Origin of the sequence: Streptomyces sp. NPDC005408 (assembly GCF_040606445.1) — a bacterium.
Classification (GTDB): Bacteria; Actinomycetota; Actinomycetes; order Streptomycetales; family Streptomycetaceae; genus Streptomyces.
Genome location: NZ_JBEXEX010000010.1, coordinates 144,864 through 165,688 on the forward strand (window position 1 = coordinate 144,864; position 20,825 = coordinate 165,688).

Here is a 20,825-nt window from a genome sequence, read left to right on the forward strand (position 1 = left end):
CTCGTCATGCCAGGCCGCCGCGAACCCGGGCCTCGTCCGCTCCTGGTCGGTCCCGCTGGAGTCCGCATCTCCGGAACTCGCCCGCTTCCCGGGCCCCACCGTCAAGGAGGAGTGACATGCGAAAGGAACAACTGGCAGAGCTGGGGCAGCAGTTGCGTGTGGACGCTGTCCGCGCCGCCGACGCGGCGGGCTCCGGGCATCCGACGTCCTCCATGTCGGCGGCCGATCTGGCCGCCGTGCTGCTGGCCAACCATCTGCGCTACGACCTCAAGAAGCCCGGCCATCCCGGAAACGACCGGCTGATCTTCTCCAAAGGGCACGCCTCACCGCTGCTGTACGCCCTCTACCGGGCGGCAGGCGTCATCGACGACGAGGAACTCCTCACCTTCCGCCGCCTCGACAGCCGCCTCGAAGGGCATCCCACGCCCCGTCTGCCGTGGGTGGACGTGGCCACCGGGTCGCTCGGGCAGGGCCTGCCGATCGGCGTCGGCATGGCGCTGGCGGGCAAGAAGCTCGACCAGATTCCCTACCGGGTGTGGGTGCTGTCCGGCGACAGCGAGATGGCCGAGGGGTCCGTATGGGAAGCCGTCGAGCATGCCGCGTACGAGCATCTCGACAATCTGACTCTGCTCATCGACGTGAACCGGCTCGGCCAGCGCGGGCCGACGCGCCACGAGTGGGACCTCGACGCGTACGCCCGCAGGCTGGAGGCCTTCGGGTGGCACACCCTGCAGATCGACGGCCATGACGTTGCCGCCGTCGACGCGGCACTGGCCGAGGCCCGCTCCACCTTCCGGCGGCCCACCGCGATCATCGCCCGCACCCACAAGGGCCGCGGAGTCTCCACGGTCGAGGACCGGGAGGGCATGCACGGCAAACCGCTGCCTGACGCCGAAGAGGCCATCGAGGAACTGGGCGGCCCTCGTTTCCTCCGGGTCGACGTCCAGTCCCCGCCCGCGGCACGCGTGCTGCACGGCACGCGCAATGGGCATGTGGAGCCGCCGCGGTTCGACATCGGAGACTCGGTCGCCACTCGCACCGCGTACGGAAAGGCCCTGGCCGCACTCGGCTCCGAGCGTTCCGACGTCGTCGCACTCGACGGCGAGGTCGGCGACTCGACCCGTACCGAATACTTCGCCAAGGCGTACCCCAGCCGCTACTTCGAGTGCTACATCGCCGAGCAGCAACTCGTCGCGGCAGCCGTGGGGATGCAGGCCCGGGGATATGTCCCCTACGCCTGCACCTTCGCCGCGTTTCTGACCCGGGCCCATGACTTCATACGGATGGCGGCCGTCAGCCGCGCGAGCATCAAGCTCGTCGGCTCGCACGCGGGAGTCGCGATCGGCCAGGACGGACCCTCGCAAATGGGACTCGAAGACCTGGCGATGTTCCGTACCGTGCCCGGGAGCACCGTGCTCTACTCGTGCGACGGCAACCAGACGGCCCGGCTGGTCGAGGCCATGGCCGACCTGCCCGGGGTGAGTTATCTGCGGACGACCCGGGGCGAAACGCCGGTCGTCTACGGTCCGGACGAGGAGTTCCCGGTCGGCGGGTCCACAGTGCTGCGGTCGGGCGAGCGGGACCGGTTGACCGTCGTCGCCGCCGGGGTGACGGTCCATGAGGCACTGGCCGCGGCCGACCTGCTGGACGCGGTGGGCATCGCCGTGCGCGTCCTCGACCTCTACTCCGTCAAGCCGGTCGACGCACGGACGCTGCAGAAGGCGGCCGACGAGACGGGATGCCTGATGACGGTGGAGGACCACCGTCCGCAGGGCGGCCTGGGCGACGCGGTGGCCGAGACCTTCTCGGACGGCCGCCCGGCGCCGCGGCTGGTGCGGCTCGGCGTCCGGAACATGCCCGCTTCGGCCACGCCGGAGGAGCAGCTGCACATCGCCGGAATCGACGCACAGTCGATCGCGGCCGCGGCGCGGCTACTGGTGGAAGAAGCGGTGGTGCGCTGAGCCGTGCATGGCGCCCTTCATGCTGCCGCATCTGCGCGGCAGGCCCCTGATGCTGGAACGGCATCCCGGCGGCATCTGCGGTCCCCGCTTCATGCAGAAGCAGACACCGGCGAGGTCCGAGAATTCGCCAAAGACGTTGCCCGCAATGCTTATGCGCAGACGGCAGTGGCGCCGTACTCGGTGCGCCCCGAACCGGGCGCGCCGGTGGCCACCCCCATCGGCTGGGACCAGCTGAAGGACCCCGAAGTCACCGCCCGGCGCTGGACCGTGGCCGATGTGCTCGACGCCCTTCCTTCGCTGACACTGGGAGCAGAATAGGAAAACGGCGGCCCGAAGGCCGCCGTTCTTCATTCTCGCTACCACCGGTACCAGCGCGACCGGGTGCCGGTCGCCGACGTGCTGCGCATCAGGAATCCCAGCAGCCATACGGCAAGGACAATGATGGCAATCCACCACAGCACCTTCACGGCAAATCCGGCACCGAACAGCACCAGAACGAGTAGCAGAACGAGCAGGATGGGAACCATAATCTGTACCTCCGATCAGCGGGTGCCCTCTATTTTTCGGCGTACACATCGAGGATGTGCCACATGACGCAGAAAGCGGATGACCCTCAGGACTGGGGCCGGGGCGAGTCGCCGGAGCAGAGGGCCGACCGGAGATGGGGTGATCTGCTGCAGGAATTGCGGGTCGCTCAGACCGGAGTTCAAATCCTGTTCGGATTTCTGCTGGCGGTGGTATTTCAGCCCCGGTTCGCGGGCCTTTCCGACACCGATCGTCATATCTATCTGGTCACCGTGCTGCTGGGGGCGGCGACGACCGGCGCTCTCATCGGGCCCGTCTCGTTCCACCGGCTCCTGACCGGACAGCGGCTCAAGCCGCAGACAGTCGACTGGGCGTCCCGCCTCACGGTCGTCGGCCTGATTCTGCTGCTGTGCACGATGGCGTCCGCGCTGTTGCTCATCCTGCGCGTCGTCGTCGCAGATTCGCTGGCGCTGTGGCTCGTCGTCGGGATGGTTCTCTGGTTCATCGTCTGCTGGTTCGTTCTGCCGTTCTGGGCCCGCGCCATCAGCCGCCCAACCGACAACTGACCGGCACGGGCCACGCGACAGCCGTCAGTCGGCCGGCGCCTCCGTGATGTCGAGAAGACATGGTCCGCTTCGGGCCAGGTGTCCCGGATCAGCCGCTTGATACGTACGCAGATGAGCTCGACCTCCTCGCTGTCGAAGCCGGGCGTCAGATCGACCCGGTCGGCCACGAGCGTCGATTCCAGTCCGAGCTGCATCGTGAGCAGCGCGGCGACATTGTGGATCTCGTCCTGGTCGTCGAGGAGTTCGCGGATGCCCCGGCTCAGCTTCGGTTCGACCGCCTCGCCGATCAGCCGGTCGCGCGCCTCCCGGCCCAGCCGGTAGGCGACGTACACCAGAAGCAGGCCGATGGCGAGGGACGCGGACGCCTCCCAGACCACCTGGCCGGTGATCAGATGGAGGCCATTCCGGCCATCGCGAGTACGACTCCGAGCACCGCGGTGCTGTCCTCGGCGATGACGGTCCGCAGCGTGGGATCGCGGGCCCCTTCCTCCTCCTTGCGCATCTGGTGCAGGGCACGCGGCAGCGAGCCGCCTTCGGCGAGCAGCGCCACGAACTACACGGCCAGCCCTGCCGCGTAGCCCGCGTGGGACTCCTGCGGGTCCGTCACCAAGGCGTGGAGGCCCTGATAGAAGGAGAAGCAGCCGCCGCCCATGACGAACATCCCCACGGCCGCCAGCAGCGCCCAGAAGTAGCGCTCCTTGCCGTAGCCGAAGGGGTGGCGGGCATCGGGCGGGTGGTGACTCCGGCGCAGCGCCCCGGCCGAGCGGGCGACAGACTGGATGACGCGAGTCAGCCAAAGAAAGGGGTGGGGTGGGTGTAAACCCCTGGGGGCTTGGCGGTACTGTGCGCGCACCGCCAGATGGGTGGCGCGGCAACCGTGGAGGAATTAGTGACAACTATCAACAGATCGTGGCGGCGGGCAGGAGCCCTCGCGGCGGTCGCGACGGTCAGTGCACTCGGCGTCGGCCTGGCCGCCGGCACCGCGCAGGCGCACACTCCGGTGTGGCAGGTGTCCTGCACCGAGGTCAGCGTCGACTTGACCGCCTACAGCCCCAAGGAAGACAACACCGTGACCGTCACGGTGGACGGCAAGGACCTGCTGCCCACCGAGACGTTCAAGGGCAGCTTCCACAAGAAGCTCCAGCTCGCCCCGCACGAGAAGGAGCTCACGGTCCGTCTCGTCGTGAAGGCAGGCGACGACGACAAGTTCTCGCGCGACGAGACCAAGACGGCGCCGGTGTGCGACGAGAACAAGCCGAGCCCGTCGCCGACCCCGTCGGAGACGCCCAGCCCGTCGACTCCCGCGCCGAGCGAGACTCCGAGCGACACCCCGAGCACCGCCACCAGCTCCGCCGAGGTGCCGCCGGCTTCGACCAAGCCGAGCCCCGCGGGTGACCTGGCCGAGACGGGCTCCTCGAGCTCCACTCCGCTGATCGCCGGCGCTGCCGCCGTGGTCATCGTCGCGGGTGGCGGCATCATGTGGGCCGCGCGCAAGCGGCGCAGCGCGCAGCACTGACCCCCGGCGCGCTGCCGCGGGGGGACGAACCGCGGAGCGCCGCCGAGGCGGTGCACACACGGGGAGGGCGGGCCGTCGGCTGACGGCCCGCCCTCCCTGCGTCGGCCGTCGGGTGACGGCCCGCTCTCCCCGCGTCGTTGTCAGGCCGCGGCCGGGGTGTAGTGCGCGGCCTCGTCGCCCTCGACGACCCGGCTGAGCTCGCCGTCGACGCCGACCGGGACATCGCCCGCGACCGTCACCCGGTGCAGCAGGCGCGGCAGGTCGCCGTAGTCGTCGGGCGCGTAGTGCTGGGTGATGCGGTTGTCGAAGAGGACGAGGTCGCCAGGAGCCCAGGTCCAGCGGACGACATTCTCCGGGCGGGTCACGTACGACTGCAGGATCCGCAGGATGTCGCGCGACTCGGACGGGGACAGACCGACCAGGGACTGCGCGAAGCCGCCGATGAACAGCCCGCGCTCGCCCGACTCGGGGTGGACGCGCACCACAGGGTGCTCGGTGCGGTACTTCGTGGAGACGAACTGCCTGCGGTGCTCGGCCGCCTTCTCGGACTTCGGCTCGGCATAGTCGTACGCATTCGTGTGCACGGCCCACAACCGGTCGGCCAGCTCACGCAGCGCATCGGGCAGATCCCGGTAGGCGGCCGCAGAGTTGGCGATCAGCGTGTTGCCGCCGTAGGGCGGGACGACAAGGCTGCGCAGCGTGGACGCCTTGGGCGGAGTGCGCAGGAAGGTGACGTCGGTGTGCCACTGGTTGGCGCGGATGCCTTCGTCACCGTCGACCGCCAGGATGTTCGGCTGCCCCTCCGCGGACGGCACGGTCGGGTGCGCCGTGGTGAGCTCGCCGAAGAGCGACGCGAACCGGAGCTGCGCCGCGTCGTCGAGCTCCTGGCCGCGGAAGAAGAGCGCCTTGTGCTCCAGGAGCGCCGCGTTGATCTCGGTGACGATGGCGGGGTCGAGTGCTGCGGAGATGTCGACGCCGAGGATCTCGGCGCCGATGCGGCCGCCGATCCGGCGGATGTCGAAACCGGTGCTGGTCATGCGGGAACTTCCTCTCTCTGTACGGGAATGTGCGGGGGTTCAGTGGGCCCGGCCGGGCGGGCGCTCAAGGCCGTAGTGCTCGCGCAGCGTGCTGCCGCTGTACTCGGTGCGGAACAGGCCCCGGTCCTGGAGCAGCGGAATCACCTGGTCGACGAAGTCGTCGAGGCCGCCCGGCAGATACGGCGGCATGATGTTGAAGCCGTCCGCCGCGCCCTCGGTGAACCACACCTCCAGCTGGTCCGCTATCTGCTCGGGCGTACCGGCGAAGACACGGTGTCCGCGGCCGCCGCCGAGCCGGGCGATCAGCTGGCGGATGGTGAGCTGCTCGCGCCTGGCGAGATCCGCGACCAGCGTGAAGCGGGACTTGTTGCCGTTGATGTCCTGCTCTTCGGGGAGCTCGGGCAGCGGGCCGTCCAGCGAAAGTCCGCTCAGATCCGTGCCGAGCATCCCGGACAGCTGCTGCAGCCCGTACTCGGGGACCTGCAGCCCCGTGAGCTCGTCCTCGAGGGCCAGCGCCTCGGCCTCGGTCCCGCCGATGATCGGGCAGATGCCGGGCAGGATCTTCAGCTGGTCGGGCGTGCGGCCGTACTTCGCGAGCCGTGACTTGAGGTCCTTGTAGAAGGTCTGGCCGTCGGCGAGGGTCTGCTGCGCGGTGAACACGGCCTCCGCGTACCGCGCCGCGAACTCCTTTCCGTCCTCGGAGGATCCGGCTTGCACCAGCAGCGGATGACCCTGTGGCGAGCGCTGCACGTTCAGCGGCCCGTCGACCCGGAAGTGCGTGCCGCGGTGCTCGATCGGGGCCACCGCGCCCTCCTCGGAGTAGACCCCGCGCCCGCGGTCGATGACCGGCGCGTCGTCGCGCCAGCTGTCCCACAGCTGCTTGGTCACATCGAGGAACTCGGCGGCACGCTCGTAGCGCAGCGCGTGCTCCAGGTGTTCCTCGCGGCCGAAGTTCCTGGCCTCGGCGACATTCCCGGAGGTGACGATGTTCCAGCCGGCGCGTCCGCCGCTGATGTGGTCGAGCGAGGCGAATTTGCGCGCCACATGGAAGGGCTCGTTGAACGTGGTGGACACGGTGGCGATCAGGCCGATGTGCTCGGTGGCGACGGCGAGCGCGGACAGCAGCGTGAGCGGTTCGAAGCCGCCGACCGCGTTGTAGCGGGCATTGCCCCACAGGGCGACGCCGTCCGCGAGGAACAGCGAGTCGAGCCTGCCGCGTTCGGCGGTACGGGCCAGCTCCTGGAAGTACGAGAGATCGGTGATCCGCTCGGGCTGGGTGCGCGGATGACGCCAGGCCGCGTCGTGATGGCCTGCGTTCATCAGGAAGGCGTTGAGGTGGAACTGACGTGGAGTGTCGGCGGACATGGGCTGATCCCTCAGTTTCCGGTCGGGGTGCGCCAGGACGTGAAGCGGCGCTCCAGGGCCACGAGCAGCTGGTTGAAGGCCACGCCGATGGCGGAGATGGTGATGATCCCGGCGTACATCTCGGGGATCGCGAAGTTGAACTGCGAGGCGTTGACGAGATAGCCGAGCCCGGCCTTGGCGCCCACCATCTCGGCGGCGACGAGCACGAGGATCGCGACCGCGCCTGCCAGCCGGATGCCGGTGAAGACGGTCGGCACCGAGGCGGGCAGGATCACCTTCTGGAAGATCTTCGGCGCGGGCAGATCCATCGACTTCGCCAGTCTCAGCAGGGTCGGATCGACACTGCTCACGGCGCTGATGGTGTTCAGCAGGATCGGCCACGTGCACGCATACAGCACGATGGAGATCTTCGAGGTCTCGCCGATGCCGAGCAGCAGGACGAACACCGGAAGCAGGGCCAGGGCGGCGGTGTTGCGGAAGACTTCGAGCAGCGGCCCGAGGACGTTCGCGAGTGGCCGGTACCAGCCGATCAGCAGGCCGAGTGGTACGGCCAGGGCGACCGCGAGCCCGAATCCGGTGAACGAGCGGGCAAGGCTGGCCTGTGTGTGCTCGGCGAGCTGCCCGTCGAGCAGCAGCTGCCACCAGGCGACGACGACCTCGGAGAACGGCGGCAGGAAGGTCCGGTCGACCAGGCCGAGCCGGGGCGCGGTCTCCCACACCGCAAGCAGCGCCGCTATCGCCACGGTCCGTGTGACCACGGCCAGCAGCGCGCGGCCGGTGCGCCGCAGGGGAGCCGGCAATGGCCGGCGCGGGGCCGCGAGCGCCGGATCCGTGCGCTGAGCGGCGCCGCTCACATCGGCGCCGCTCGCGAGCGCTTTCTCGGTGGTGATGCTCATAGCGTTGCGGCCTCCCTCTCCTCTTGCTGGGCCCGGCCGACCTCGTCGCGCAGCAGGCTCCAGATCTGGTGACGGTGGTGCGCGAACTCGGGACTGGAGCGCGGATCGGCTTCCGCGCTGCGGTCACCCAGGTCGATCCGCACGACCTCCTTGATCCGGCCGGGCCGGGAGGTCAGCACGGCGACCCGCTGCCCCAGATGGACCGCCTCGTCGATGCCGTGCGTGATGAACACGATCGTCTTGCCGGTGCGCTGCCAGATCCGCAGCAGCTCGTCCTGGAGGGATTCGCGGGTCTGCGCGTCGAGTGCGGCGAACGGCTCGTCCATGAGCAGCACATCCGGGTCGTACGCGAGGCTGCGGGCGATGGCGACACGCTGGCGCATACCGCCGGAGAGCTCGTGCGGATGCCGGTCCTCGAAGCCGGTGAGCCCGACCAGCGCCAGATACTCCCTGGCTCGCTCGGCCCTCTCCCGGCGCGGCACCCGGGTCGCTTCGAGGCCGAACTCCACATTGCCCAGGGCGGTACGCCAGGGGAGCAGGGCGTACTGCTGGAAGACGATGCCCCGGTCGAGACCCGGCCCGGTGACGGGCTCTCCGTCCAGCAGGATCCGGCCGGAGGTGGCTGTCGAGAGGCCGCCGAGGAGGTCGAGCAGTGTCGACTTCCCGCAGCCGCTCGGGCCGACGATGACCACGAACTCACCTGCGGCGATGTCGAGATCGATGCCGTCCAGGGCGGTGACCAGTCCCTGCTTTCCGCGTCCGGGAAAGGTCTTGCCGACGTCCTGAAAACTGATCTTCGCGGTCATGAGGTCAACTCCCCGCCTTGGCCCGGTTGGTGTTGAACTCATTGGTGTAGAGGTCGGGGACGTTGACCTGGCCGGATTTGATGTCCCCGCGTTCGGTGAGCCAGTCGGCCCAGACCGAAAGCTCCTTCGCCTCGATCCGGCCTCCGGGCGCGGAGACGCCGAACGAGTGCCAGAACGTGAGCGCGTCGGGGCTCTCGCTGCGCTTCCGCTTGGCGACGATCTCGGTGAACTTGGCGATCACCTCGTCGCGTGGTGTCGTACGGGACCAGTCCAGCGCCTTGCCCACGCCGGTGACGAAGGTCCGTACCGTCTCCGGGTTCTGCTTGATGAAGCGCTCGGTCAGAACGTACGTACCGGCGCTGAACGCCCCGCGCAGGTCGAAGTCGCTGAAGAGCTTGCGAATGCCTCCGGCCGCCAGCGCCTTGTCGCGCAGAATCCCGCCGAGGACGGCCACGTCGATCTGCCGCTGGCGCAGGGACTGTTCGGTGTTGACGGGCGGGATGACGATCCGCTCGACCTGCTCCGCCTCGGCCCGGCTGAGCCCGTTCTTCTTGAGGTAGATGTCGAGCATCGCCTCGTGGTGGGCCCCCAGGGTGTTCATCCCGACCTTCTTGCCGATGAGGTCGCGGGCCGAGCGGATGGCGCTCTTCTCGGTGACGTAGAAGCCGCTGTAGGCGTACTTGTCGGAGCCGTAGTAGCTGACGACGGCCTTGATGGGGGCCTTGCGGGCGGCGAGCTTGACCACTGCGCCGTTGAACGCACCACCGAAGTCGGTCTGGCCGGACGCCGCGGACTGGATGTCCTGCGGGCCGCTGATGGTGTTGCCCACCCACTCGAGCTTCAGGTCGTCCAGGAAGCCGAGCGAAGCGGCGAGTTCGGGCGGGGTGACCGCGCCGGCCGAACCCTGGTAGCGGAGCGTCTTGGTGTTACGGATGCCGCTGCCGCTCGCCGTGCCGCAGCCGGCGGCCGCCAGCGCCGAGAGGCCGGAGAGCACAAGGAAGGTGCGTCTGGAGGTCATCAGTCATTCCGTTTCGGGGTACGCGGAGATGCCTGAATCACCGTGCCGAAGGGCGCAGTTCATTCAGGAAAAGAGTGGGCGTGAATCGGCAGGCAAATTCCGTGGAAGGCTTGCCGAGGGAATTACCGCGCGACGGGAGCGGGAGTGATCAGCCCGTCGAAAGCACCCTGGAACAGGGGCCGAACGCGGAGAAAGTAGTCAGCTGCGCGTGTTTCAGCGGCCGGCGGCACAGAGTGCGCTGGCGTGCCGTCGAAGATCGACGTGCAGGCGCGATACGAGAATGTCAGCTTGACTCACACCCGAGAGAATGACAGCGACTTCCGGTCACGTCAATGAACATCTGAAATCGTCTCGCATGGTGAATTGTTGCGGATTTCTTTCACGGATGTGGCGTGTGTCGGGGGACCGGCGGGCGGCGGGGCCCGGCGCGAGGCCACACGACTGACTGTTCGAGTCTCCCGGAGTGTCGACGTACCGTCAGCCCCTGTTTTCCCGTGGTTCTCACGGCCCCCTGGTGCGGTTGTCCCAGCCCCGCGATGCTGTGCGCCGACAGCGCTTACTGCGACTCAACTAGGCGTATTCCAGGAGTAGTTGTGGGTCTTGGCAGAGCAAGACGCTCCGTCGTGCTGTTCGCGACGGTGTCCGCACTCGCGGCGGGGGCGGTGTCCCCCGCCGTCGCCGATTCCACCCCCGACCCCCGTCCACGCGACGTTGCCGAAGTGCTGCGGCCGCTCGCGCCGCCGCTCGCGAGCGGCGCGGCCGGAAGCCACCGGGCCGTGGCCGACGGCGACGGTATCGAGACCGCGCGCAGCTCCCGGCCGATCGCTCCGGGCATCGGCCTCACCTCGTACGACCGGCTGGAGTCGGACAAGTGGCTGCGCGTCGACGCGCTCTCGGTCGACCTCGGCGGCAGCGGCGTACAGGCCGACTACCTGTCGTCGGGGAAGGTCGCCGATCGCCGTGCCGTCTCCGAACTCGCCGCCCAGCACGACCCCGGACCCGGCCGGCGCACGGTCGCCGCAATCAACGCCGACTTCTTCGACATCAACCAGACCGGCGCGCCGCAGGGCCCGGGCATCAAGGACGGCAAGGTCACCCACTCACCGGCCCCCGGCGCCAACCGGGCCGTCGGGATCGGGCCCGGGAACGCGGGACGCGTCCTTCAGCTGTACTTCGACGGCACCCTGACGCTGCCCTCGGGCACACATCCGCTGACCGCGTACAACGCCGCGAACGTCCCGGCGGGCGGCATCGGCGCATACACCGCAGCCTGGGGGACGGCCGACCGCGCCCTGACCGTCGACGCCGCAACTCCCGTCGCTGAAGCCCTCGTACGCGACGGCAAGGTCGTCGCGGTCGCGGACCGTCCCGGCAGCGGGCCGATCGCCCCGGACACCACCGTCCTGGTCGGACGCGAGGCAGGCGCCGGGCTGCTGTCCGCACTGCGTCCGGGCGACCCGGTGGCACTGGAGTACAGGCCGCGTACCGACAGCGGCCCCGTCCCGCGCACGGCGGTCGGCGGCCGCGAACTCCTCGTCGTCGACGGCGTACCCCGGAACCACGACGGCGAGGGCAACAACACCGCCGCCCCGCGCACCGCCGTCGGCTTCTCCCAGGACGGCCGCGCGATGCAGGTCATCACCGTCGACGGCCGCCAGGCCGACAGCGGTGGCGTCACCCTCACCGAACTCGGCCTGATGATGAAGAAGGCCGGTGCCCACAGCGCCCTCAATCTCGACGGCGGCGGATCGTCGACACTCGTCGCCCGCGAACCCGGCAGCGACGCGCTCCAGGTGGAGAACAGCCCCTCCGACGGCAGCGAGCGCACGGTTCCCAACGGCCTCGCGCTCACCGCGCCCGACGGCAGCGGACGGCTGCGCGGCTTCTGGGTCGAGACCCGTACGCCCGCCGCCGGCGCCCCGACCGCAGACCCGGTCAAGGGCGGCCATCCCGAGCGGGTCTTCCCCGGACTGACCCGCCGGCTCACCGCCGCCGGTTTCGACGAGACGTACGGACCGGCCGCCGGAACTCCGCACTGGCGTGCCGTCAGGCCCTCGGTGGGCCGCGTCGACGAGCACGGGGTGTTCCGGGCACGGCACGGCGGCACCACCGAGATACGCGCGGAACGCGCGGGCGCCGGCGGAAGCACACAGCTGACCGTCCTCGACGACCTCGCCCGGATCGAACCGACCACCCGGCGCGTCGGCCTCGCGGACGGCGGCACCACCGGCACCTTCGGCATTCTCGGCCTCGACGCTCAGGGCAACAGCGCGCCCGTCGAACCCGCCGACGCCGAACTCGCCTACGACCAAAGCCTCTTCGACATCCGCGACGACGGCCGGGGTTCCTTCACAGTCACGTCCCTCACGGGCAGCGGCGCGGGGCGCATCACGGTGACCGTCGGTGATGTCACCACCGTTCTGGCCGTCAGCGTCGGCCTCGCCGAACAGGCCGTCTCCGGCTTCGACGACGCGGCGTCGTGGACCTTCAGCCAGGCGCGCGCGAGCGGCTCGGTCGCGGCGACGCCCGACGGGCAGAGCGGGACCGGCCTGGAGCTCACCTACGACTTCACGCTCTCGACCGCGACCCGCGCCGCGTACGCCAATCCGCCGAAGCCGATCGCCGTTCCGGGCCAGCCACAGTCCTTCACGCTCTGGATCAAGGGCGACGGCAAGGGCGCCTGGCCCACTCTGCATCTCAAGGACGCGGCCGGGTCCGACCAGCTGCTGCGCGGGCCGTACGTCACCTGGACCGGTTGGCGGCAGGTGACCTTCGCGGTGCCTCCGGGGGCCGCGATGCCGCTGTCCGTCTTCCGCTTCTATCTGGCCGAGACCGCGCCCGCGAAGCAGTACACCGGGAAGATCGTCATCGACGGGCTCGGCGCGCAGGTGCCGCCGACGGTCGATCTGCCCGCGCAGCCGCGTACGGCCGATCCGCTGATCGATCCGGCGGCCGAAACCGAGGGCAGGGACTGGCAGTTCGCGGTCATGTCCGACGCGCAGTTCGTCGCCCGTGAGCCCGACAGCGCGATCGTCGCGCAGGCACGGCGGACCCTGCGCGAGATCAAGGCAGCGAGGCCCGACTTCCTCATCGTCAACGGCGACCTGGTCGACGAGGGATCACCGGCGGACCTCGCGTTCGCGCGGCGCGTGCTGACCGAGGAGCTCGGGGACGAGCTGCCCTGGTACTACGTGCCGGGCAACCATGAGGTGATGGGCGGGAAGATCGACAACTTCATCGCCGAATTCGGGCCCGCGCACCGTGTGTTCGACTATCACGGTACGCGCTTTCTGACCCTGGACACCTCCAGCCTGACCCTCCGGGGCGGCGGTTTCGACCAGATCAAGGAGGTGCGGGCGCAGCTGGACGCGGCGGCGAAGGACCCGGGCGTCTCGTCGGTGATGCTCGTCGAGCATGTGCCGCCGCGCGATCCGACCGTGCAGAAGGGCAGCCAGCTGGGCGACCGCAAGGAGGCGGCGCTGATCGAGCAGTGGCTCGCGGAGTTCCGCCGTACGACGGGGAAGGGCGCGGGGCTCATCGGCAGCCATGTCGGAGTCTTCCACGCGGAGCACGTGGACGGCGTGCCGTATCTGATCAACGGCAACTCGGGCAAGGCGCCTGCGGGCCCGGCGAACGAGGGCGGCTTCACCGGCTGGTCGCTGGTCGGCGTCGACCAGGTGTCCCGGGGCGAACAGCAGACCGGCCGGCTGCGGCCGTGGGAAGGGCTGCCCGACTGGGTCTCCGTCCAGACCCGCGCGCATGTCGACGGCCTGACGCTGGACGCGCCCGCAGTAGTGGCGCCGGGCCGGAGTGAGGCGGCGGGGGCGACGGTCACGCAGGGTGCCCGCCGCGTGCCGGTCGCGTTCCCGCTGAGCGCGGACTGGACGGGCTCGCCGAACCTGTTCATCGGCCCACCGGAGGACGCGCGCCACCGCCACGTGGCGTCCTTCGACCCGACGACGGGGCGCGTGACGGGGCTGCGCCCGGGGGTGGTGACGCTGGCGGTGACGGTGGGTGGCGTCACGCAGCGTACGGAGATCCGCGTCGGGGGGATGGGGGTGGCGGGGGCGGCGTAGGGCTGGGACGCGGAACTGGGGCTCCGCCCCCAGACCCCGCGCCTCAAACGCCGGCGAGGCTGAATTTCAGCCCGTCCGGCGTTTGAGGACACGGCCGAAGGCCGTACGGGGCTCCAGGGGCGGAGCCCATGGTTCGGGAAGGGGCGGGTAGGGGAACAGTGCCGCAGGCCACTCCCGGGGCCTACGCCGGCGCCCCCCGCCATGGCCCCGCCGCCTCGCCGTGCGGGAAAGCCCCGAACCCGGCAGCCTTGTTCGTGAGCGTCGCCGCGGCGGAGGAGGTGGTTCCCCTTGTCCGACCCGCTCGTCTCCGGGGCGGTGGCGCCGGAGGGCGCCGAAGGCTCCCACCCCCTCCTGTCGCTCGCCCTGGCCGGGATGCTGGACGACGTCCACGCCCACTCCGGAGCCGTGTACCTGGTCTCGCCCGATGAGAAGGTCCTCGAGATGGCCGTCATGGCCGGGCTGCCACGGGCCTTCGCCGCGCCCTGGGAGCGCGTTGCGATGGGCGCGCCGATCCCCGTCGCCGACGCCCTGCGCAAGCGGCAGCTCATCTGGGTCTCCGGCGAGGAGGACATGGCGCGCCGTTACCCCCGTGTCGCCGTCGTCCTGCCCTATCCGTACGCACTCGCCGCTCTGCCCGTCGCCACCGGGGACACCCCCTACGGAGCCGTCTTCGTCACCTGGCCCGGATCCCATCCGCCCGAGCTCTCCGACGACGAACGCAGCATGCTCACCGCGGCCTGCGACCGCCTCGCCCTGCGGCTGCAGCGGGCCGCCGAGCAGGGCCGGGCCGTTGTCCCCGAGGCGGACTTCCTCGGATCGCCCGCCATGGCCGGGACGACCGGCGCGGTCGAGGCCGTGCACATGCTGGCGCGCGTGCCCGACGGGCTGTGCGCTCTGGATGTGAACGGACGCATCACCTACGCCAATGCCGCGGCCGGCGAACTCGTCGGCGCACCGGTGGCGAGCCTGCTGGGAAACCAGCTGTGGTCGGCGCTGCCCTGGCTGAACGACCCGGTGTACGAGGACCGCTACCGCGCGGCGCTGATCAGCCAGCACACCACCTCGTTCGTGGCCCTGCGGCCGCCCCAGGACTGGCTGATGTTCCAGCTCCACCCCAGCAGGAGCGGCATCAGCGTGCATATCACCCCGGCCCGCGGCACCGTCCGGGAAATGCCCTCCGACGCGCCGCCCTCCGAGCACCCAGCGCGGCTGGTCGCGATCTCTCACATCCTGAGCCTGGCCAGCGCCCTGACGGAGGCCGTGGGCGTGTCCGACGTGATCGAGCGCGTCGCCGACGAGATCATGCCCGCCGTCGGGAGCCGGTCGCTGGTCATGCTCTCCTCCGAGTCGGGCAGGCTGCGCGTGCTGGGACAGCGCGGCTACGAGGACGCGACGATCGTGGAGCAGTTCGACGGCACGTCCCTGTCCGCCCAGACCCCCGGCGCCCACGCGCTGCAGACCGGAGTGCCGTCCTTCTTCGAGTCCCGCGCCGAGCTGGAGCACATCTACCCCGCGCGCCATTCGACACCCGACGGAATGGCCGCCTGGGCCTATCTGCCGCTGATCGCCTCCGGACGCCCCGTGGGCACCTGCGTCCTCGGCTTTTCGGAGCCGCACATCTTCTCGACGGACGAGCGCGCCGTCCTCACCAGCCTCGGCGGCCTCATCGCCCAGGCCCTGGAACGGGCCCGGCTCTACGACGCCAAGAACCGGCTCGCGCACGGACTCCAGTCAGCCCTGCTTCCGCACTCGTTGCCCGCGCTGCGAGGCCTCGAGGTCGCCGCCCGCTATCTGCCCGGCACCCAGGGCATGGACATCGGCGGCGACTTCTACGACCTCATCCGCACCGGCGATGCCGCGGCCGCCGTCATCGGCGATGTGCAGGGTCACAACGCCACCGCCGCCGGCCTGATGGGCCAGGTCCGCACGGCCGTTCGCGCCTACACGGCCCTCGGCCAGCCTCCCGGCAAGGTCATGGAGTCCACCAACCGGCTGCTCATCGAGCTCGAGGCGGATCTGCTGGTGAGCTGCGTCTATCTGCATCTGGACCTGTCGCGCCATCTCGCCCTCCTGGCCCGTGCCGGACACCCCCAGCCGCTGCTCCGCGATCCGGACGGCCAGGTCCACATCCTGGACCTGGCCGGCGGCCCGCTGCTCGGCGTCGACCCGGCGGCCGGCTATCCCACGACGGCGGTTCCATTGCTTCCGGGATCCCTGCTCGTCCTGTACACGGACGGGCTGATCGAGGCCCCGGGGACCGACATCGACGAGGCCCTGGCGGACCTGGCCACGATCCTGGGACGCGCCGTCGACGAGCCGCTCGAAACCCTGGCCGACAGTCTCATCGGTCAGACGGCGCGCGGCCGTGAGCGCAGCGACGACACGGCGCTGCTGCTCCTTCGCCCCGTGCACTGAGCAGTACCGCCCTCGGACGGGCGCGGTCGGTCTGATACGAAGGCAGGACGATCAGGCACGACCACGCACGCCGAGTACGGGAGCACCATGACCGCCGCACGCCAGAGCGTCCTCTACGTCACCGATCTCGGCTACGAGGCCAAGGGACGCCGCTACTGCGACGAGGACATCCGGCTGTCCGGACGCCTGCGCGAGGACTTCGACATCGCCCTGTGCCATCCGCTGGACGCGGCCCGCCTGATGGGCTCCTTCGACGCCGTCGTGGTGCGCAACAGCGGCCCCGTGCTCCACTACCAGCGGGAGTACGACGACTTCCTGACCCTCGTCCGCCGGTCCGGCGCCCGCCTCTACAACCCGCCGACGGGCCGTGGCGACATGGCGGGCAAGCAGTATCTGGTGGAGCTGAGCGCGGCCGGATTTCCCGTCATCCCGACCGTGGACCGCGGCGAGGACGTCGGACGGCTGCCGGAGGCCGCGGAGTACGTCGTCAAACCCAAGCTCGGCGCGGACTCGATAGGCATGGAGTTCGTCGACCGGAACAGGCTGGCGGATCTCGCGTACGGCGACGTGCTGGTCCAGCCCAGAATCCCGTTCAGCTACGAGGTCTCGTTCTACTTCGTCGACCGGGACTTCCAGTACGCCCTCTACGCCCCGCGCCCGGAGCGCCGCTGGGAGCTGGAGCGCTACGAACCGGGCCCGGGAGACCTGGAGTTCGCGCAGCGGTTCGTCGACTGGAACACCCTGGACCACGGCATCCAGCGCGTAGACGCCTGCCGGGCCCCGGACGGCGAGCTGCTGCTGGTCGAGCTGGAGGACCTCAATCCGTATCTCTCGCTGGACCTTGTGGAGGACAGTGTGCGCGAAGCCTTCGTCGCCCGGATGAAGGCCTCGCTGCACGGGTTCCTCGGCGGCTGACGTCAGCCGCCGAGGCCGAGTTCGCGCTCCCCGAGGGGTGCGAAGAACCGGTCCACATCCGCGTCCGTCACCTCCGAGAGCTTCGCGGGCGACCAGTGGGGCCTGCGATCCTTGTCGATGACCTGCGCCCGGACTCCCTCCACCAGATCCGGCGAGGAGAAGGCCACGCACGAGACGCGGTACTCCTGGTCCAGGACGGCCTCCAGCACACCGAGGGCCCGGGCCCTGCGCACCGCCGCGAGGGTCACCTTCAGCGAGGTGGGGGAGCGGGTGAGGATCGTCTCCGCCGCCTCCTTGGCCGCAGGCTCACCGCAGTCGAGCAAGCGGTCGAGGATCTCCTCCACGGAGTCGGCGGCGTAGGAGTCGTCGATCCACTCGCGGTGCCGGGCCAGTTCGCCCTCGGGCGCGGCAACGGCGTACCGCGCGACCGCCTCGGCCACATCCAGCTCGGCCGGCGACGCGGTGAGCTCCGCCAGGTGCTGCGAGGGCACGAAATGGTCGGCCAGTCCGCACAGCAGAGCGTCGGCCGCTCCCACCACCGAGCCGGTGAGCGCCAGATGCGTGCCGAGCTCGCCGGGAGCCCGGGCCAGGAGATGCGTGCCGCCCACGTACGGTACGAAGCCGATGCCCGTCTCCGGCATGGCGACGACGGAGCGTTCCGTGACGATGCGTACGTCGCCGTGCGCGGACACGCCGACTCCGCCGCCCATGACGATGCCGTCCATGAGGGCGACGTAGGGCTTGGAGTAGCGGGCGATACGGGCGTTGAGGCGGTACTCGTCCCGCCAGAAGGCAGGCGACGCGGTCCCGCCAGCGAGCGCGTCCGCGTGGATGGCGCGGATGTCGCCGCCCGCGCAGAGTCCGCGCTCACCGGCTCCGGCGATGATCACGACCTCCACGGCCGGGTCCTGCTCCCAGGCGGCGAGCGCCGCGTCGACGGTGCGGACCATGGGGTGGGTCAGGGCGTTGAGTGCCCGCGGGCGGTTGAGGGTGATGTATCCCGCGCGGCCCTCGGTGCGCAGCAGTACGGACTCGGACTCGTCGAGGGCCATGGGGTTGTTCCTTCCGCGGGGTGGATCTTCTCGCACCCATCCTCGCTCACTCGCGCGCGACGATTTGAGCGGTTGCCCGGTTCGGACTCTTCCCGACAGTCCGACCAGTCGGTACGTTCTCCATGAGCCCGATTCCGGCAGCCCGGAATCACTCGGTCAAAGGTGACGGAGGCCCCCATGCCAGAGCGTGCAGCACACATCGAAGGCCACTGCGACGATCGTTTCCGGGCGGTGCGCACCGCCTTCGAGGAGAACTTCCGCGACCGCGGCGAACTCGGCGCGGCCGTGACCGTGTTCCTCGGCGGGGAAGCCGTCGTCGACCTGTGGGGCGGCTGGGCCGACGAGGCACGCACCCGCCCCTGGGAGCGCGAGACGCTGGTGAATGTGTGGTCGACGACGAAGGGCCCCACGGCCCTGTGCGCACATCTGCTCGCCGACCGCGGGCTGCTCGATCTGGACGCACCCGTCGCCACCTACTGGCCGGAATTCGCCGCGGCCGGCAAGGAGACCCTTCCCGTACGCCATCTGCTCTCGCACCGCGCGGGCCTGTCCGGGCTCCGTGAGCCGCACACCGTCGGCCAGCTCTACGACTGGGAGCTGACCTGTGCCCGCCTCGCGGCCACCGAGCCCTGGTGGGAGCCGGGCACCCGGTCCGGGTACCACGCGATGACGTACGGCTTCCTGGTCGGCGAGGTGATCCGGCGCATCACCGGGCAGCTCCCGGGAGAGTTTCTGCACCAGGAGGTGACCGGGCCGCTCGGCATCGACTTCACCATCGGCCTGCCGGAGAAGGAGGCGGGGCGCGTCGCAGAGCTGGTGCATCCGCCGGCCGCCTCCAGCAGCGAACAGGCCGCCATCTTCGCGCAGTTGCAGCCCGCCGCCCTGGCCGCCCTGGTCAACCCCATCGTCGGCGCGGCGGACGCCAACACCCCCGACTGGCGCGCGGCCCACATCCCCGCCGCCAACGGCCACGGCACCGCTCGCGGCGTCGCCGCGCTCTACGGAATCTTCGCGGGCCGCGGGGAGTTCGCCGGCCGGCGCGTACTGTCGCCCGAGGCGGCCGAACGTGTCCGCGAAGGCCAGGGCAGCTGCCGGGATCTGGTCCTCGGCGCCGGGTTCGAGCACGAGACGGAGGTCGGCCTCGGCCTCTGGCTGAGCGGCGAGAACGGTTCGTACGGACCCAACCCCCGCGCCTTCGGGCACGACGGCTTCGGCGGCTCATGCGGCCTGGCCGACCCGGAGGCGGGCATCAGCCTCGGCTACGTCATGAATCGCATGGGCCCCAACATCGCCGACGACCCGCGCAAGATGGCCCTGATCGACGCGCTGTACGAGGCGGTCCAGGCGCCTGCCTAGACAGATCACGAATCGGCCGACGGCCCTTCCGGATTCTTGCAACACGTTCTACTGTGTGCGCCGCGCATGCGACGGATCGCGAGACTTCTGGAGGGGCCGTGCACCTCGAATACACGCCTGAGCAGCAGCAGTTGCGCGCCGAACTGCGCACGCACTTCGCCGAACTCGTGCCGGACAACGTCTACGCCCGCTACGGCGACCCGGGCGAACAGAAGCGCTTCTACCGCGAGACCGTGCGCCGCCTCGGAAGCGACGGCTGGCTCGGCGTCGGCTGGCCCAAGGAGTACGGCGGCCGGGGCCTGAGCCCCATGGAGCAGTTCATCTTCTTCGACGAGGCCGCCCAGGCAGGCGTACCGCTGCCGCTGATGGCCCTCAACACCGTCGGCCCGACGATCATGCAGTTCGGCACGGATGAGCAGAAGGGCTACTTCCTGCCGAAGATCCTCTGCGGTGAGATCGACTTCGCCATCGGCTACAGCGAGCCGGACGCGGGCACCGACCTCGCCGCCCTCAAGACACGCGCCGTACGCGAGGGCGACGAGGAGACCGGCACGTACACCGTCAACGGCCAGAAGATCTGGACCACCAACGGCGACACCGCCGACTGGGTCTGGCTCGCCGTGCGCACCGACCCCGAAGCCCCGCCGCACAAGGGCATCACCATGCTCCTCGTGCCGACGTCCGACCCCGGCTACTCCTGCACCATCATCAACACCCTCGCCTCGCACGACACCACCGCCAGCTACTACGAGAACATCCGGGTTCCCGCAGCCCGCCGGGTCGGCCAGGAGAACAAGGGCTGGCGGCTGATCACCAACCAGCTCAACCACGAGCGCGTCACCCTCGCCGCCCACGGCACCATGGCCATCCGCGCCCTTCAGAACGTCCAGCGCTGGGCCGCCGACACCAAACTCGCCGACGGCCGCCGCGTCATCGACCTCGGCTGGGTTCGGGGACGCCTGGCACAGACCCACACCAAGCTCGACGCGATGAAACTGCTCAACTGGCAGATGGTGGGGGCCGTCCAGGAAGGCACCCTCACCCCGCAGGACGCCTCGGCGGTCAAGGTCTACGGCTCCGAGGCGCGCCGCGACGCGTACGCCTGGCTGATGGAGGTCGTCGGCTCGGCAGGACCGCTCAAGGAAGGATCAGCGGGAGCCGTCCTGCACGGCGAGCTGGAGCGCGGCTACCGCTCCGCGGTGATCTTCACCTTCGGCGGCGGCAACAACGAGATCCAGCGGGAGATCATCTCCTGGATCGGACTGGGGATGCCGCGGGTGCGGCGATGACATAGCGGTGGGCTGCCCGGGTGAATGTTCTG

Annotated in this window: 18 protein-coding genes and 1 pseudogene; 10 read left to right on the forward strand and 9 right to left on the reverse strand. The window is 70.1% G+C overall.

Features of this window, described 5'->3' with window-relative positions; translation table 11 throughout:
• The first annotated feature begins 116 nt into the window (after positions 1 to 116).
• Genes ABZS64_RS13040 through ABZS64_RS13050 form a run of 3 tightly spaced genes read left to right on the forward strand, consistent with a single transcriptional unit; the run spans position 117 to position 2,279 of the window.
• Positions 117 to 1,961 carry a transketolase gene (locus ABZS64_RS13040; protein WP_355827401.1) on the forward strand — a complete coding sequence of 615 codons (1,845 nt, stop codon included), beginning with the start codon at positions 117 to 119 and terminating at the stop codon, positions 1,959 to 1,961.
• Positions 1,962 to 2,010: 49 nt separating this feature from the next.
• A complete protein-coding gene (locus ABZS64_RS13045; RefSeq protein WP_355827514.1) occupies positions 2,011 to 2,196 on the forward strand; it encodes a hypothetical protein in 186 nt (61 codons plus the stop codon).
• Positions 2,127 to 2,279 (forward strand): hypothetical protein, encoded by a 153-nt coding sequence (locus ABZS64_RS13050; protein ID WP_355827404.1) that lies wholly within the window; start codon positions 2,127 to 2,129, stop codon positions 2,277 to 2,279. Before ABZS64_RS13045 ends, ABZS64_RS13050 begins: the two co-directional genes overlap by 70 nt.
• 38 nt (positions 2,280 to 2,317) lie before the next feature.
• Here the strand turns inward: ABZS64_RS13050 and ABZS64_RS13055 are convergent, their stop codons facing one another.
• Positions 2,318 to 2,488 (reverse strand): hydrophobic protein, encoded by a 171-nt coding sequence (locus ABZS64_RS13055; protein ID WP_355827407.1) that lies wholly within the window; start codon positions 2,486 to 2,488, stop codon positions 2,318 to 2,320.
• A gap of 63 nt (positions 2,489 to 2,551) precedes the next feature.
• On the opposite strand from ABZS64_RS13055, the gene ABZS64_RS13060 reads away from it, so the two are divergent.
• A complete protein-coding gene (locus ABZS64_RS13060; RefSeq protein WP_355827410.1) occupies positions 2,552 to 3,052 on the forward strand; it encodes a DUF6328 family protein in 501 nt (166 codons plus the stop codon).
• Between the two features lie 53 nt (positions 3,053 to 3,105).
• On the opposite strand, the pseudogene ABZS64_RS13065 reads toward ABZS64_RS13060, so the two are convergent.
• A pseudogene (locus tag ABZS64_RS13065) lies at positions 3,106 to 3,806 on the reverse strand (cation diffusion facilitator family transporter); the annotation flags it as partial.
• Between the two features lie 135 nt (positions 3,807 to 3,941).
• Here ABZS64_RS13065 and ABZS64_RS13070 point away from each other — a divergent pair.
• Positions 3,942 to 4,568: an LAETG motif-containing sortase-dependent surface protein gene (locus tag ABZS64_RS13070; protein ID WP_355827413.1), complete on the forward strand. Its 627-nt coding sequence runs from the start codon at positions 3,942 to 3,944 to the stop codon at positions 4,566 to 4,568.
• 140 nt (positions 4,569 to 4,708) lie between these two features.
• On the opposite strand, the gene ABZS64_RS13075 is transcribed toward ABZS64_RS13070, so the two are convergent.
• The 6 genes from ABZS64_RS13075 to ABZS64_RS13100 all read right to left on the reverse strand — a co-directional run bounded on the left by ABZS64_RS13075 (position 4,709) and on the right by ABZS64_RS13100 (position 9,987).
• Positions 4,709 to 5,605 carry a TauD/TfdA family dioxygenase gene (locus tag ABZS64_RS13075; protein ID WP_355827416.1) on the reverse strand — a complete coding sequence of 299 codons (897 nt, stop codon included), beginning with the start codon at positions 5,603 to 5,605 and terminating at the stop codon, positions 4,709 to 4,711.
• Between the two features lie 39 nt (positions 5,606 to 5,644).
• Complete coding sequence (locus tag ABZS64_RS13080; protein WP_355827419.1) at positions 5,645 to 6,970, reverse strand: LLM class flavin-dependent oxidoreductase; 1,326 nt, start codon at positions 6,968 to 6,970, stop codon at positions 5,645 to 5,647.
• Between the two features lie 11 nt (positions 6,971 to 6,981).
• The gene (locus ABZS64_RS13085) at positions 6,982 to 7,866 is read right to left on the reverse strand and encodes an ABC transporter permease (RefSeq protein ID WP_355827422.1); all 885 of its coding nucleotides are present in this window, start codon (positions 7,864 to 7,866) and stop codon (positions 6,982 to 6,984) included.
• Positions 7,863 to 8,672, reverse strand: coding sequence for an ABC transporter ATP-binding protein (locus tag ABZS64_RS13090; protein ID WP_355827425.1), 810 nt, complete (start codon positions 8,670 to 8,672; stop codon positions 7,863 to 7,865). The genes ABZS64_RS13085 and ABZS64_RS13090 overlap by 4 nt, the downstream gene beginning before the upstream one ends.
• Before the next feature lie 4 nt (positions 8,673 to 8,676).
• Positions 8,677 to 9,690, reverse strand: a complete 1,014-nt coding sequence (locus tag ABZS64_RS13095) for an ABC transporter substrate-binding protein (protein WP_355827428.1) — start codon at positions 9,688 to 9,690, stop codon at positions 8,677 to 8,679.
• Positions 9,691 to 9,903: 213 nt separating this feature from the next.
• Positions 9,904 to 9,987 carry a putative leader peptide gene (locus ABZS64_RS13100; protein ID WP_351446407.1) on the reverse strand — a complete coding sequence of 28 codons (84 nt, stop codon included), beginning with the start codon at positions 9,985 to 9,987 and terminating at the stop codon, positions 9,904 to 9,906.
• A 239-nt stretch (positions 9,988 to 10,226) separates the two neighbouring features.
• Here ABZS64_RS13100 and ABZS64_RS13105 point away from each other — a divergent pair, with 239 nt between their 5' ends.
• The 3 genes from ABZS64_RS13105 (at position 10,227) to ABZS64_RS13115 (ending at position 17,096) form a co-directional block, all read left to right on the forward strand.
• Positions 10,227 to 13,766: a phosphodiester glycosidase family protein gene (locus ABZS64_RS13105; protein WP_355827431.1), complete on the forward strand. Its 3,540-nt coding sequence runs from the start codon at positions 10,227 to 10,229 to the stop codon at positions 13,764 to 13,766.
• Positions 13,767 to 14,138: 372 nt separating this feature from the next.
• Positions 14,139 to 16,181, forward strand: a complete 2,043-nt coding sequence (locus ABZS64_RS13110) for a SpoIIE family protein phosphatase (protein ID WP_355827517.1) — start codon at positions 14,139 to 14,141, stop codon at positions 16,179 to 16,181.
• 87 nt (positions 16,182 to 16,268) lie between these two features.
• Positions 16,269 to 17,096 carry a hypothetical protein gene (locus ABZS64_RS13115; RefSeq protein WP_355827433.1) on the forward strand — a complete coding sequence of 276 codons (828 nt, stop codon included), beginning with the start codon at positions 16,269 to 16,271 and terminating at the stop codon, positions 17,094 to 17,096.
• A gap of 2 nt (positions 17,097 to 17,098) precedes the next feature.
• Here the strand turns inward: ABZS64_RS13115 and ABZS64_RS13120 are convergent, their stop codons facing one another.
• Entirely contained in the window at positions 17,099 to 18,148 is a 1,050-nt protein-coding gene (locus tag ABZS64_RS13120) for an enoyl-CoA hydratase/isomerase family protein (protein WP_355827435.1), read from the reverse strand.
• Between the two features lie 177 nt (positions 18,149 to 18,325).
• Here ABZS64_RS13120 and ABZS64_RS13125 point away from each other — a divergent pair, with 177 nt between their 5' ends.
• Together ABZS64_RS13125 and ABZS64_RS13130 are read left to right on the forward strand one after the other, a co-directional pair.
• Positions 18,326 to 19,504: a serine hydrolase domain-containing protein gene (locus ABZS64_RS13125; protein WP_355827437.1), complete on the forward strand. Its 1,179-nt coding sequence runs from the start codon at positions 18,326 to 18,328 to the stop codon at positions 19,502 to 19,504.
• Between the two features lie 98 nt (positions 19,505 to 19,602).
• A complete protein-coding gene (locus ABZS64_RS13130) occupies positions 19,603 to 20,793 on the forward strand; it encodes an acyl-CoA dehydrogenase family protein (RefSeq protein WP_355827439.1) in 1,191 nt (396 codons plus the stop codon).
• Positions 20,794 to 20,825 lie beyond the last annotated feature (32 nt).

What these genes read in the sequence shown, in the direction of transcription:
- ABZS64_RS13040 (WP_355827401.1), top strand. Translation starts at nt 117, where the DNA reads ATGCGAAAGGAACAACTGGCAGAGCTGGGGCAGCAGTTGCGTGTGGAC.
- ABZS64_RS13045 (WP_355827514.1), top strand. Translation starts at nt 2,011, where the DNA reads ATGCTGGAACGGCATCCCGGCGGCATCTGCGGTCCCCGCTTCATGCAG.
- ABZS64_RS13055 (WP_355827407.1), bottom strand. Translation starts at nt 2,488, where the DNA reads ATGGTTCCCATCCTGCTCGTTCTGCTACTCGTTCTGGTGCTGTTCGGT.
- ABZS64_RS13060 (WP_355827410.1), top strand. Translation starts at nt 2,552, where the DNA reads ATGACGCAGAAAGCGGATGACCCTCAGGACTGGGGCCGGGGCGAGTCG.
- ABZS64_RS13075 (WP_355827416.1), bottom strand. Translation starts at nt 5,605, where the DNA reads ATGACCAGCACCGGTTTCGACATCCGCCGGATCGGCGGCCGCATCGGC.
- ABZS64_RS13080 (WP_355827419.1), bottom strand. Translation starts at nt 6,970, where the DNA reads ATGTCCGCCGACACTCCACGTCAGTTCCACCTCAACGCCTTCCTGATG.
- ABZS64_RS13085 (WP_355827422.1), bottom strand. Translation starts at nt 7,866, where the DNA reads ATGAGCATCACCACCGAGAAAGCGCTCGCGAGCGGCGCCGATGTGAGC.
- ABZS64_RS13090 (WP_355827425.1), bottom strand. Translation starts at nt 8,672, where the DNA reads ATGACCGCGAAGATCAGTTTTCAGGACGTCGGCAAGACCTTTCCCGGA.
- ABZS64_RS13095 (WP_355827428.1), bottom strand. Translation starts at nt 9,690, where the DNA reads ATGACCTCCAGACGCACCTTCCTTGTGCTCTCCGGCCTCTCGGCGCTG.
- ABZS64_RS13105 (WP_355827431.1), top strand. Translation starts at nt 10,227, where the DNA reads ATGCTGTGCGCCGACAGCGCTTACTGCGACTCAACTAGGCGTATTCCA.
- ABZS64_RS13110 (WP_355827517.1), top strand. Translation starts at nt 14,139, where the DNA reads ATGCTGGACGACGTCCACGCCCACTCCGGAGCCGTGTACCTGGTCTCG.
- ABZS64_RS13115 (WP_355827433.1), top strand. Translation starts at nt 16,269, where the DNA reads ATGACCGCCGCACGCCAGAGCGTCCTCTACGTCACCGATCTCGGCTAC.
- ABZS64_RS13120 (WP_355827435.1), bottom strand. Translation starts at nt 18,148, where the DNA reads ATGGCCCTCGACGAGTCCGAGTCCGTACTGCTGCGCACCGAGGGCCGC.
- ABZS64_RS13125 (WP_355827437.1), top strand. Translation starts at nt 18,326, where the DNA reads ATGCCAGAGCGTGCAGCACACATCGAAGGCCACTGCGACGATCGTTTC.